The 13,324-nt window shown below is 39.6% G+C and carries 12 protein-coding genes; 3 read left to right on the plus strand and 9 right to left on the minus strand.

From position 1 onward, the window contains the following. Positions 1-12: 12 nt before the first annotated feature. The 5 genes from B9Y87_RS19980 to B9Y87_RS20000 form a co-directional block, all read right to left on the minus strand. On the minus strand, positions 13-1,284 hold the full coding sequence (locus tag B9Y87_RS19980; protein WP_085500735.1) for an adenylosuccinate synthase: 1,272 nt from the start codon (positions 1,282-1,284) through the stop codon (positions 13-15). 16 nt (positions 1,285-1,300) lie between these two features. Beyond that, positions 1,301-1,756: a Fur family transcriptional regulator gene (locus B9Y87_RS19985; protein ID WP_085500736.1), complete on the minus strand. Its 456-nt coding sequence runs from the start codon at positions 1,754-1,756 to the stop codon at positions 1,301-1,303. A gap of 41 nt (positions 1,757-1,797) precedes the next feature. Beyond that, positions 1,798-4,002, minus strand: a complete 2,205-nt coding sequence (locus B9Y87_RS19990; protein ID WP_085500795.1) for a RelA/SpoT family protein — start codon at positions 4,000-4,002, stop codon at positions 1,798-1,800. 44 nt (positions 4,003-4,046) lie between these two features. Then, positions 4,047-5,279, minus strand: a complete 1,233-nt coding sequence (locus B9Y87_RS19995; RefSeq protein ID WP_085500737.1) for a M48 family metallopeptidase — start codon at positions 5,277-5,279, stop codon at positions 4,047-4,049. 62 nt (positions 5,280-5,341) lie between these two features. Next, positions 5,342-6,151 (minus strand): TrmH family RNA methyltransferase, encoded by an 810-nt coding sequence (locus B9Y87_RS20000; protein ID WP_085500738.1) that lies wholly within the window; start codon positions 6,149-6,151, stop codon positions 5,342-5,344. 72 nt (positions 6,152-6,223) lie between these two features. Between B9Y87_RS20000 and B9Y87_RS20005 the strand changes: the two genes are divergently transcribed. After that, the gene (locus tag B9Y87_RS20005; RefSeq protein ID WP_085500739.1) at positions 6,224-7,027 is read left to right on the plus strand and encodes a DUF6503 family protein; all 804 of its coding nucleotides are present in this window, start codon (positions 6,224-6,226) and stop codon (positions 7,025-7,027) included. Between the two features lie 144 nt (positions 7,028-7,171). Here the strand turns inward: B9Y87_RS20005 and B9Y87_RS20010 are convergent, their stop codons facing one another. After that, entirely contained in the window at positions 7,172-8,239 is a 1,068-nt protein-coding gene (locus tag B9Y87_RS20010) for a DUF3810 domain-containing protein (RefSeq protein ID WP_085500740.1), read from the minus strand. A 72-nt stretch (positions 8,240-8,311) separates the two neighbouring features. On the opposite strand from B9Y87_RS20010, the gene B9Y87_RS20015 reads away from it, so the two are divergent. Continuing rightward, positions 8,312-9,772 carry an aminoacyl-histidine dipeptidase gene (locus B9Y87_RS20015; RefSeq protein ID WP_085500741.1) on the plus strand — a complete coding sequence of 487 codons (1,461 nt, stop codon included), beginning with the start codon at positions 8,312-8,314 and terminating at the stop codon, positions 9,770-9,772. A 168-nt stretch (positions 9,773-9,940) separates the two neighbouring features. Then, the gene (locus B9Y87_RS20020) at positions 9,941-10,399 is read left to right on the plus strand and encodes a CBS domain-containing protein (protein ID WP_085500742.1); all 459 of its coding nucleotides are present in this window, start codon (positions 9,941-9,943) and stop codon (positions 10,397-10,399) included. Between the two features lie 154 nt (positions 10,400-10,553). On the opposite strand, the gene B9Y87_RS20025 is transcribed toward B9Y87_RS20020, so the two are convergent. Genes B9Y87_RS20025 through B9Y87_RS20035 form a run of 3 tightly spaced genes read right to left on the minus strand, consistent with a single transcriptional unit; the run spans position 10,554 to position 13,230 of the window. After that, positions 10,554-11,660, minus strand: coding sequence for a peptidylprolyl isomerase (locus B9Y87_RS20025; protein ID WP_085500743.1), 1,107 nt, complete (start codon positions 11,658-11,660; stop codon positions 10,554-10,556). A gap of 11 nt (positions 11,661-11,671) precedes the next feature. Next, positions 11,672-12,217 carry a gliding motility-associated peptidyl-prolyl isomerase GldI gene (gene gldI / locus B9Y87_RS20030; RefSeq protein ID WP_085500744.1) on the minus strand — a complete coding sequence of 182 codons (546 nt, stop codon included), beginning with the start codon at positions 12,215-12,217 and terminating at the stop codon, positions 11,672-11,674. After that, positions 12,214-13,230, minus strand: coding sequence for a DHH family phosphoesterase (locus B9Y87_RS20035; protein WP_085500745.1), 1,017 nt, complete (start codon positions 13,228-13,230; stop codon positions 12,214-12,216). The genes gldI and B9Y87_RS20035 overlap by 4 nt, the downstream gene beginning before the upstream one ends. Between the last annotated feature and the right edge of the window lie 94 nt (positions 13,231-13,324).

The following is a 13,324-nucleotide window of genomic DNA, read 5'->3' on the forward strand; positions in this document are numbered from 1 at the left end:
GATGGCTTCGGGTTATCGATATATGGTCTGGGTCCTATCCGGTCCTACCGAGACAATCTTGATGGGCACTTCCAATTCCTTTTCCAGAAACTTAATATAATCTATCAGGGTATCCGGAAGTTCTTCGGAATTGCTCATTTTGGTCAAATCCTTTGCCCAGCCTTTCATTTCAGTATAAACAGGGGTCACGTATTCCGGTTCTATGCTATAGGGCAAATGCTTTATTTGGTTTCCTTTATAGTTATAGGCCGTACATACTTTTAGTGTCTTAAAGCCGCTAAGCACATCTGCCTTCATCATCATCAATTCCGTAACTCCATTAATTTCAACGGCGTATTTAAGTGCTACAAGGTCCAGCCATCCACAGCGTCTTGGTCTGCCTGTGGTGGCGCCAAATTCGTTTCCGACCCTGCCCATGGTTGCGCCGTCCTCATCAAAAAGTTCTGTTGGGAAAGGTCCGCTGCCTACACGGGTAGTATATGCTTTAAATATACCCAATACATTACCGATTTTATTGGGGGCCACACCCAATCCAGTACATGCTCCTGCTGCCGTGGTGTTGGATGAGGTTACAAATGGATAGGTGCCAAAATCGATATCCAATAACGATCCCTGTGCACCTTCTGCCAAAATCTTTTTACCTTCCCGCTGTGCATTGAAAATATACTCTTCACTATCTATGAAGGTTAATTTTTTTAGTTCTTCCACAGCCATAAAGAAGTCGGCCTCCAATTCCTTCAGGTCATATTGGATCTCAACATTGTAAAAGCTTATCATGGCCTCATGTTTGTTGGCCAATATTCTGTACTTTTCTTTCCAGTCAGAGAATTCCAAATCTCCTACTCTCATTCCGTTCCTCCCGGTTTTGTCCATATAGGTAGGGCCAATACCTTTTAGGGTAGATCCGATTTTGGCCTTGCCTTTGGAGGTTTCCGAAGCGGCATCCAATAACCGGTGGGTGGGTAATATTAGATGTGCCTTTCTAGAGATAAATAATTTTGATTTAATATCTAGATTGAACTTTTTAAGATTATCCAGCTCCTTTTTAAAGATAACCGGGTCTATAACCACTCCGTTGCCAACAATGTTCACCGCGGTTTCGTGGAATATCCCTGAAGGAATGGTATGCAATACATGTTTTATACCATCAAATTCTAAAGTGTGGCCAGCATTTGGGCCACCTTGGAAACGTGCAATTATGTCATAGTTTTTTGTTAAAACATCAACTATTTTCCCTTTTCCTTCATCTCCCCATTGGAGTCCTAGTAGTAAATCTACTGCCATTATTTATGTAATTGGATTAATTATTCGTGTTCTCTTCTTTATTTCGTGTTCCGTAAAAATAGAGCGAGTGGGTGTTGATCTTAATGTTGAAAACCTCTTCTATGGTTTTTTTTATCCCTTGAATACGTGGATCGCAAAATTCCATAACCTCACCGGTATCCGTAAGGATTACATGATCGTGTTGCCTGTCAAAATAAGATTTTTCGTATTGGGCCTGATTTTTTCCAAATTGGTGTTTTCTTACCAATTTGCATTCCAAGAGAAGCTCAATAGTATTGTAGAGGGTGGCCCTGCTTACCCGATAATTCTTATTTTTCATGGTGATATAGAGCGATTCTATATCAAAATGCTCTTCGCTATCGTAGATTTCCTGTAAGATTGCGTAGCGCTCAGGTGTTTTTCTGTGACCATTTTCCTCCAGAAAAGTGGTGAAGACATTTTTGACTATTTCTTGATTCTTATTTTCGCCCATAGCATTTACCCAGCGTTAGGGTACAAATGTACAGTTAAAATTTAAATTCTGGATACTTTATCGATGCCGTTAATGCGCTTTAGATTATCTATAACTTTTTTAAGGATAGCATTGTTTTTTACAACAAGGGTAATTCTTCCCGAGAATGTTCCGCCATCCGTGCTGAAATTAATATTTCTCATATTCACATGTAGGTTGCCAGAGATTACCTCCGTAATTTCACTGATCAAACCTATGTTGTCTATCCCCGTAAGCATTATTTCCACTGTAAATTCTTCTTGTGAAGAATCGATCCATTTAGCGGATATGATTCTGTAGGCGTAGTTGGACTGAAGTGAAATGGCGTTGGGACAGTTTTTTTTATGCACCTTAATTCCATCATTTACGCTTACAAACCCAAATACTTCATCACCGGGTATGGGGTTGCAACATTGGGATATTTTATATTCCAATTTGTCCTCTTCCTTACCAAAAACAAGGGTATCGTATTTTGTGGTTATTTCATCCTTGTGGATATCCTCCGGAACTGGGGTTCGCTTTATTTTATTTTTAAAGAAGGTTATAAATGCGTTGCTATAGGAGGCCGCAAAATCTTTTAACATCTGATTGTCTATAGCTCCTATGCCCACTCTATAGAACAGGTCCAGACTGGTCTTAAGTTTAAAAAAGACGACCAACTTATTTATGGTATCCTCATTAAGGGTAATTTTTTGGGATTTTAATTTACGTCTAAGGATTTCCTTACCGTCCATGGCCGTAGACTTTTTCTCTTCCCTTAAAGAGGATTTTATTTTGGATCTGGCCCTTGCCGTTGTAGCATAATCCAACCAACTTTGAGTGGGTTTGGCCGTATCCGAAGTTAGAATGTCCACTTGATCGCCACTCTGCAATGTGGTATTTAAAGGTACCAGTTTACCATTTACTTTGGCCCCCCTGGTATGCATGCCCACTTCGGTGTGTATGTTGAATGCAAAATCCAATGGTGTGGCCCCTTTAGGAAGGGATTTTAATTCCCCCTTGGGCGTAAATACAAATATCTCTTTGGAATAGAGATTAAGCTTAAATTCCTCTACAAAATCTACAGCATTGGTATTTGCATTTTCCAAGGCTTCCTGTAGTTTGTTTAACCACTCCTCAATACCTTGTTCTTTCTGATTGCCGTGCTTGTATTTAAAATGCGCGGCATAGCCTTTTTCTGCAATCTCATGCATTCTTTCGCTTCGGATCTGAACTTCCACCCATTTTCCCTTTGGGCCCATTACCGTGATATGCAATGCTTCATAACCCGTGGATTTGGGGGAGGAAATCCAATCCCTTAAACGGACAGGGTTAGGGGTGAAGTGATCGGTGACAATGGAATAAATCTTCCAAGCCAAAAACTTTTCGTTATGCCGGTCCGATTTGTATATGATCCGTATTGCAAATTTGTCATAAATCTCATCGAAGGATACATTCTGAACCTTCATTTTTCGGCGAATGGAAAATATGGATTTCATACGACCCTTAATGTAGTAATTAAGGTTTTCTTTATCCAATGAGTCACTGATTACTCCGGAAAAAGCATCGATATATGCCTGCTGTTCTTCTTTGGACTCTTCTATTTTGCCTAATATGTCTTCGTAAACATCTGGTTCCGTGTACTTAAGGCTAAGGTCTTCCAGTTCCGTTTTAATATTGTAAAGCCCTATTCTATGCGCTAAGGGAGCGTAAATGTATAAGGTTTCCGAAGCTATCTTCACTTGTTTATGCTCTGGCATGGAATCCATAGTGAGCATATTGTGATACCTGTCCGCTATCTTTATAATGATAACCCGAACATCGTCATTAAGTGTAAGGAGCATTTTTCTAAAATTCTCCGCCTGCTGGGAAATGTTCATGTCCTTTTTCAGGTGGGCAATTTTAGTGAGTCCGTCTACGATCCGTGCAACGGTCTCGCCAAACAAGCGTTCTATATCCGCTAGCGTATATTCGGTGTCCTCAACAACATCATGGAGTAGGGCGGAAGCTATGGAAACTGCGTCCAGACCAATTTCGGAAGCCACAATTTTAGCTACCGCTATGGGATGGAATACGTATGCCTCTCCCGATTTTCTTCTTTGGTTTTTGTGGGCATCTACGGCAATATCAAAGGCCGAGCGTATCAATTTCTTATCCTCATCGGTAAGACTTTGATAGCTTATGCGGAGCAGTTCCTTATATTGCTTCGCAATTTCCTTGTTTTCTTTCTCTATTGCAGCTTCGGTCATCATAAATTAAAAATAGCACAAACTATGATAGTAGACAACAAAAATTATGCCTTTAAGTTTTCAATTCTGGACATTAGGGTTGGGTGCGAATAGTGCATAAAAACATAGGCAGGATGAGGAGTAAGATTGCTTAGGCTATTCTTGGATAATTTTTTCAAGGAGCTAATCAGGGGCTTGGAGGAAAAGGTTTCCTTGGCAAAATCATCTGCCTGATATTCAAATTTTCTGGACATGGCGTTCATGATCAATCCTGTAATTTCGGAGATTGGGCTATATAGTATTCCAAAACCTATAAGCGCTGCGTGAAAACTGGGTTGCGAAACACCAATAGCCAAGGAAACCTCCGGATTGTTTATAAAAATGGATAGGATAAAAAGTGTGAAGCCAGTCAGTAAAATGGAGGCCGATAAATTGAAGATGATATGTTTTCTTTTGTAATGTCCCACTTCATGAGCCAGTACCGCTACAATTTCGTCTTCTTCAAGGTCATTGATCAGGGTATCGTACAGGGTTATTCTCTTTTCCTTGCCAAATCCGGAAAAATAAGCATTGGCCTTGGTAGACCTTTTTGATCCATCTATCACAAAAATATTTTTTAATTCAAATCCGACCTTTTTGGCATAGGCTTCAATTTTACTTTTTAGACTACCTTCTTCCAAAGGGGTCTGTTTGTTAAAAAGCGGAACTATCAGCTTGCTGTAAAAAAGGTTCATGAAAAGTGAAAATAAGGCTACGAGAGCCCAGGCATAAATCCAAAAACTGGTACCGGCCCATTGAAAAAACCAGATAATCAAAGCAAGTATTCCTCCCCCAAGAATTATCATCATAATCCAACCTTTAATCTTATCGGTCCAAAATAACTTTTTGGTACTCTTGTTAAAGCCGAATTTCTCCTCAATAACAAAGGTGTGGTAATAGGAAAAGGGGGTTGTAACAATATCATTGCCTATCATAATTATACCGAAAAAAATAAGAGCAATCAGAATAGGGTTATCACTGTAGCTCCTGGCAATGGTATCTATCCATTCAAATCCCCCGAAAATCAGAAATATTAAGGTAAGGCACAGGGAGAAGACAGAGCTTGCCAATCCAAAGCGATAGTTGGTTTTTTTATACTCCTGCGATTTTCTGTATTCCTCCTTGTCGAAAACGTCGTTCAGCTCATTGGGAACAACATTCGTATAGCGTTGGGCGTTCAAATATTCCAGTAAAGCTTCAATTAAAAATTGAATCAATAAAATGGCAATTATAAAATAAAATAGGGTATTACTATTCATTTAAAAAGATAATCGATTTCAATATTATTATAAGTCGCAGTTTTGCGGATGTCGGTTCTTCCTTAAAATCCCCGTTGTCTCCTCGCCTCAAAGATAAGTATTGCTGCGGATACCGAAACATTCATGGAGTCTATTTCTCCATGCATGGGAATAATAATATTTTGGGTTGCCTTGTTCAACCATTCCTCGGATAGACCTGTAGCCTCCGTTCCCACTACAATTGCCGAGCCTTTGGTGAAATCTACTTTGGTATATGGTTTGGAGGCACTTAATGCCGCACAGTTAATAGCAATATTATGGCCAATTAAGAATTGGATTATTTCGGGTGTGGTCCCCATGGCTATGTTGGTAGTGAAAACGCATCCTACACTGGAACGGATTATATTTGGGTTGTATAGGTCGCTTTTGGGATTGGCAATGATTACGGCGTCCAGGTCGGCAGCATCGGCAGTACGGAGTAGGGCGCCAATATTGCCTGGTTTTTCAGGGGCTTCCGCCACTAAAATAAGGGGATTGTCGTTTTTGAATTTTAAGGAATCCAGTGAATGCTCCCGAGCTACAGCTATGGCCATTATGCCCTCTGTGGTGTCCCTATGTGCCAATTTCTGAAAGATATCCTTTGATATGGCAATTACTTCGGGGGCAGGGGAAATATTCTGTATTAATTCCAAAATAGTATCGCCAGCCACTAGTTCTGGGTAGAAAAGAATGGTCTTTAAGGTGTACAGTCCCTTAATGGCGAGTTGCAGCTCTTTGATGCCTTCAATAACAAAAAGCCCATTTTTTTTTCGTTCCCTTGATTTTTCCTTTAAAGATATTGTACTCCTTACCAAAGGGTTGTGGATACTGCTAATCTCTTTTATATGGCTCATTGGTGCAAAAATAATATATTCTGTTAACTTAATTATGGTTTTACGACCAATGGGGCAACTAAAATAGGTAACATGAAATATGTAAGTGTAGTTGTGCTATTGGCTAGTGCACTTTCCTGTAAAATGGAAAACAAAACAAAGGAGGTTGTAGTGGAATCGGGCAAGCCTATGACAGAAAAAAGGGTAGAGCTGCAACGCTATCCGGAAACATTAGTAAAAGTCTTTGAGGCCCATGGGGGTTTGGAGGATTGGAAAGATAAGAGGACTTTGGTTTTCAAATTGGGAGAGGAGCTGCATACCATGGATCTTCAAACTAGAATGGATAGGGTGGATGCAGCAGCTTATTCCCTTGGTTTTGATGGCAAAATGGTATGGCTGTTGAACGAAGAAAAGATGTTTAAAGGAGATCCTGTATTTTATCATAACCTTATGTCTTATTTTTTCAATATGCCTTTTGTATTGGGCGATAATGGAATTGTTTATGCCGAAACGGAGGATTTGGTATTTGAAGGGATCAATTATCCCGGTATTGCCGTAAGTTTCAAATCAGGAGTCGGCACCTCCTATAAGGATGAATACTTTTTACACTATGACCCCAAAACTTTTAAAATGGCATGGCTTGGTTATACGGTCAGCTACAGAAGTGGAGAACGCTCCGATAAAGTAAGTTGGATAGGGTATCATGATTGGGCGGATGTAAACGGACTTAAAGTACCCAAAGTATTGACTTGGTACAGTTCGGAGGGGCGCACGATTAAGGAGCCTCGAAAACCGGTGGTTTATGAGGGAATTGAGTTTAGTGAAGATGCCAAACCGTTAAGCTTCTATGGGAAGCCCCAGAACGGGACATATGTTGAAGGAAAGGTACAGGAGTAAAAAAAACTGGGTGTTGCCGATCCGGGAAATACGGGCTAAAAGGATCGGTAATAATAGTGTTTGATGTTCATTAATGGGTTTAGTTTGTTGCTTATTGGGTTTTGTTCTATAATCTAATGGGTATTGGCAAATAATGCTTTTCTGTTATAAGGGATTTTGTTGATAATAATTAACCAATAGGGTCACCACAGCATTGTAGCTTTTTATTCCTTCCTTCTGATTGTTGGCCTTTAAAAAAGTATTGAATATAGATTTAAAAATAGGCTCCGTGGGATTTTCATGAGCCACCCAGAATTCGGCAATTTCTTTATAATTCTTTTTTACACCTGGATTCAGTTTGTTGTACTGACGTTTAAACTCCTCTTGGTCCTGATTCGCAAGATCATTAAGGCAATAGCTTAGGGCGTAGGCATATGCGGAATATTTAAAGTAGATATCCTCATTGCTAACGGTTGCCAAATAACCAATAAAATTGGTTTCATTTTCAGCGGAAAACCCCAATTGGTGGCCTATCTCGTGGCCACATATAACAGGAAATCTAAAATTGGGGAGTTCACTATTTGCCTGGGCTTCATTGGTGAAAGGGTTTAAATAACCACCATAACCCATATAGCTCAAAGGGATGCTGAATATTGATTTTTTTAAGCTTGGATGGTGGTAGGTAAAAAGGGGAATTTTGTTTTTTAGGGATTGATAGCCTTCCAGGGTGCGGCCCATAATTTCTTTTTTAGTATAGGGGACTTGAACTATTTTACTGGTGTCAGCGGTTATCCTGAATTGGATTTCATTGGTTTTAAGCACCAGTTGGTCCACAAAATCCACTAGGTCTTCTTGGCTGTGTTTTGCGCCAAGTTGAAGGGATTGCGAAAGGGGTTGCCGGTAATAATTTAATCCCCATGAGATATGAAATGTAAAGTAAGCAACGGAAAGAACCATGGCTATATTCCGTATAAACCCCCATAATTTGATTTTTATGGACATTCTATTCAGGATGATATAACGCACGCCCAAAATAATAAGAAGTGCATAAAGAATGTCACCTACGGAAAATGGGATCCATCCCATTAAGATGCGCCAAAATCCGGAAATATATGGGTATAAACCTTTACTGTAATAGGTTTCTATAAATTCAGGGTATCTGCCAAGCCATTTTACCAAGATTATCTGAGGTACCAATAGAATGGCAATGAGATTTTTTATTTTAGTATTCATCGGTTCAAAAATAGCCAATAATCTAGCAAGGTTGTTTTTCTATCTGTATTTTTGACTTCACAATTTATTAATATGAATAAGAAAATAAGAGTTTTAGAGCCTAAAAGTGTCTGGAATAAATTTGCCGATTTAAATGCCGTTCCAAGACCATCCAAACATGAGGAGCGGGTAATAGAATTTATGATGGACTTTGGCAAGTCGCTTGGCCTTGAAACCATCAAGGACCACGTGGGGAATGTAATCATTAAGAAGCCTGCATCAGTGGGTATGGAAGATAGGAAGACCGTTATTCTGCAGTCACATTTGGACATGGTACACCAAAAAAATGCTGATACGGTTTTCGACTTTAACACCCAGGGCATAGAGATGTATGTAGACGGTGATTGGGTAAGGGCAAAAGGTACCACCTTGGGAGCCGATAACGGCTTGGGGGTAGCCACTATAATGGCCCTGTTGGAGAGCAAGAATATTCCCCACCCTCCTTTGGAAGCCTTATTTACGATCGATGAAGAAACTGGAATGACAGGAGCCAAGGGATTACAAGGGGGACTTTTGAATGGGGATATTTTGTTGAATCTGGATACAGAGGATGACGATGAAATAGATATTGGTTGCGCAGGGGGTATAGATATTACTGCCAAAGGAATATATGGGGAGGTTCCTATAAACGCGGGTTACGCTGGTTATAAAATGGTGGTGAAAGGTCTCTCTGGGGGCCATAGTGGAATGGATATCCATTTAGGACTGGGCAATGCCAATAAAATCATGAATTCTTTATTGATATTGGGGCAGAAGCAACTTGGTTTAAGGATTTCTAAAATTGATGGTGGAGGTCTGCGAAATGCAATTCCTAGGGAAAGCACTGCTTTGGTTGCAATAAAAGTATCGGACTCCAAGGAATTGGAAACTTTGTTTAAAGATTGGGCCAGTAATTTAAATAAGGAGTTTGCCGCGACCGAGCCTAATCTTTTGATTGCTTGCGAACCTGCCCCTCTTCCAAAAATGGTTATGGAAGCCAAGGACCAGTTGGCACTAACGGAAGCTCTTAAGAATGCCCATAACGGGGTCTACGCCATGAGCAAATCTATGAAAGACTTGGTGGAGACATCCAACAATATTGCAAGGGTGGAGGTCGGTGATGGCCAGGTAAAGATTGCATGCCTAACCAGGTCATCCGTGGAGGCCGGTAAAATGGAATTGGCCAAAAACCTACAGAGCAATTTTGAAATGGCTGGGTATGAAGTAGTTTTAAGTGGGGAATATCCTGGTTGGAATCCCAATCCTAATTCGGCTATCCTGAAACTGTTACGTAAAAAATATAAGGAGCTTTTTAAGGAGCAGCCCAGAGTGGTTGCCTGTCACGCAGGTTTGGAATGTGGAATTTTGGGAAAGAATTATCCTGAAGTAGATATGATAAGTTTTGGGCCCACTATAAAAGGTGCCCATTCTCCCGATGAACGAGCCAGCATATCCTCCCTGCAAAAATTTTGGAAATACATTTTGGAAATACTTGTTGAAATTCCAAGAAAGTAATTGGCCTATGGCTTGAAAGCTGCATAGGTTACAAGATGTACAGGTCTGTAAAACAATTATATAGCTTGTTATAAAAATCCTCCATCAAGAAAAGATGGAGGATTTTTTTTAGGATTTCATGATTAAATTTCTTATATTTAAAGGAATCGAAAGAAAAAGATATCGATAATGGGAATTAAAAGTTTTCAGGGGCCTAGAGTTCAACAACCCAGTGAAGAAGCGCCACTAAGGGTATGTGATTATATGACCAGAAAACTGATTACTTTTAAACCAGAACAATCTGTAGAAGAAGTAATCGTGGCCTTATTGAAGTATAAAATTTCTGGTGGTCCGGTGGTGAATGATAGGAATGAATTGGTAGGGATGATTTCTGAAGGGGATTGTATTAAGCACATAAGTGAAAATAGATATCACAACCTGCCAAGTTCCAATCTGACCGTGGAGGGGCATATGATAAAAAATGTGGAAACCATTGATGGCAATATGAATATTTTTGATGCGGCCAACAAATTTTTGAACCAAAAGCGCAGACGTTTTCCAATTGTGGAAAATGGAAAGTTGGTGGGGCAAATTTCCCAGAAAGATATTTTAAAGGCTACCTTAAAACTTAAATCGCAAAACTGGTAATAGAATGTTCGCCTAGTTTTGATCCCAATGAAAAATGCTGCTTAGTTCGATTTGTAGGGTTATAGTATTCGTACAACGAAATGAGTGATAAAAAAATCCTAGTTGATCTCCGATTTAGATACCAACTAGGATTTTTTAACTTTTGGAAATATTATTATTGGGCTATTCCAGTAATTTCCAGATCAAAAATTAATTTGGCATTCGGGGGAATTGGACCATAGCCAGCTTCACCATATCCTAAATGGGATGGTATAAATAAACGAACCTTATCCCCAACCTTCATTTGCATGAGACCTTCCTTAAAGCCTGGAATTATCCTGGCTTCAGGGCTGTAGTCCATTGGAATGGCCTCATAACCTCTACCTTGTTTTCTGGCCTCCTGATATACGCCATATTTTTTAGCGATCTCTTCGTAGTTACTGTCAAAAAGTGATCCGTCCGATAAATATCCTGCGTACAACACATTAACCTTTTGTCCTACTTTGGGTTTTTCTCCATCACCCTCTGCTAGGGTAAGTATTTTAAGCCCGGATGGAAGCTCTTCAGCCTTACTTTCCTCGTTATTAATTTGGATCACGAAGTCGGTTTTCATTTTCTCCATCGCCTTGAGTCTTTCCTCTTCCTCGGCAAAGTAATCGCTCATTACTTTTACGGCGTCAAATTTTTTGGCTTCCTTACCGTTTCTAATAATTTCAACGGTGTTCATAACCACATCCGTAACCGGTCTGTCGCCTTCCGAAGTTTTAACATTGGCAATAGAATCAACAATGTCCATACCTTTAACAACCTCGCCAAAAACAGTATGTCTGCCGTTTAAAAAGGGGGTTTCCTTATGGGTGATGAAAAACTGACTTCCGTTGGTAGTAGGTCCGGAATTGGCCATGGATAGAATACCGGCCTTATTGTGGGTAAGGGAATCGTTAAATTCATCCTTGAATTTATATCCAGGATTTCCCATGCCCGTTCCTGTCGGATCTCCACCTTGAATCATAAAGTCTTTTATAATTCTATGAAAGATGATGCCATCATAATATTTTTTGCCCTTTAGGCTGTCGGTAACAAAAGGATTGTTTCCTTCGGCTAGGGATATAAAATTGGCAACGGTCAAAGGGGTTTTTTGGTACTCCAATTTAAGGAGGATTTCACCTTTGGAGGTGGTAATATCCGCAAAAATACCATCTCCCAAATCAGCATGCTTACTGGACTTACAGCTGGAAAATGCTATGGATACTACTGCCAATAATAAATAAATGTTCTTCATTGTAATTAATTTTAATTGTTTTCTTTTTGTTTATCAATATTTAAAATGGTAATGGTGGATTTAATGGGGACGTTTACCCCAATTTTATTATTGTCCCCGTGATATCCGTAAGATAGGGAGGAGGGGAACAAAAATGTTGCGCTTTCCTTCTCTTTTAAAAGCTTTACACTATTTCTTAGACCGGGGAAAAGGTCTTGCTTATCTACCTTATAGGTTATGGTGCCTATATCCTCTTTGGAGTATATGGTGTCATTGTTGAAAGTCATGACATTGTACTGCAATGTAACCAGGTCATCTGTTTTAGGGTAGTAATCGGTTTGTTCGCTCTTGTGAATATAATGGTACCATGAGCCGATTCCGCTGGAGAAATAGGTGTTCAAGGAGTCATTTTTAATGATTTCCATGATATGTTTTTCTTCCTTTGCCAATAGGTCCTTATTCCTTTCCACCGATTTTTGTAAAATGCTTCCGGTTTTAACTTTGACCGGCTTTCGCGGTTCAGGTCCATTGCAGCTAAAAACGGCGACAATAAGCAAAAGAAATATTAGGTTTTTCATGCGTTTAGATCATCTTTATATTGTGGTAATAAGGACTTGAATAGGCTTATGGTTTCTTCTATGGAAACATCGCTTCGTCCACCTGCCGCATTTGTATGTCCGCCTCCATTAAAATGGGCTCTAGCGAATTCATTTACGGAAAAATCACCTTCAGATCTAAAGGAGATCTTGATAATTCCTTCCTCCCGGTTTTCAATGAAAATAACGGCAAAAACAATTCCTTCCAAGGTTAGACCGTAATTTACAAAACCTTCCGTATCTCCCTTTTTATAATTGTAGGTATCCAATTCGTCTTGTGACAAAGTGATGAATGCCGTATGATATTCCTCTAGGATAACCATGTTTTTTAAAGCACAACCCAAAAGATGCAATCTACTTGGGGTGTTGGTATCATATACCTTGTTATGTGCTTCCGTATTTTTGGCACCTTTCTCTATTAATTTGGCAACAACCAAATGTGTCCTGCTGGTAGTGGAAGAATATTTAAAGGAACCGGTATCGGTCATAATTCCGGTGTATAAGGAAATTGCAAGGTCTGGGGTAATGCTTTCCAATTCGCCTAAACCTTCAATTACATTAAAAACCATTTCACATGTAGAACTCATACCAACGTCTGAGTACATAATTTTGGCATAATCATCAGGTTCCTGATGGTGGTCTATCATTACAAATGCGGCTGAAGAACTTTCCAAAAGTGGTTGCAGTTGCCCTATCCTTCCCAAGTGATTGAAGTCTAAAGTAAATATTACGGAAGCATTATTAATCAGGGATTTGGCTACTGAAGGGTCTTTTTCAAAATTGACTATCTCCTCACTTCCCGGCATCCATTTTAAAAATTTGGGAAAATCATTGGGAACAATGATGGTAGCATCCTGATCTTTGCCCTTCAGAAAGTGCCATAGCCCCAAAGTAGAACCAATAGCATCCCCGTCCGGATTTTTGTGCGGTATAATTACAATTTTCTGAGGGATGTCCAATAAGCCCTTAATTGCCTTTATAATCTCTAAATTCATGCGCGCAAAGATACAATTTAATAATATATGGCATTGTTTGAAAAATCTAATTTTAAATTGGACATATACCGTGATGGAATGTATTAAAATAAAG

Source organism: Arenibacter troitsensis, assembly GCF_900177645.1.
Taxonomy (GTDB): domain Bacteria; phylum Bacteroidota; class Bacteroidia; order Flavobacteriales; family Flavobacteriaceae; genus Arenibacter; species Arenibacter troitsensis.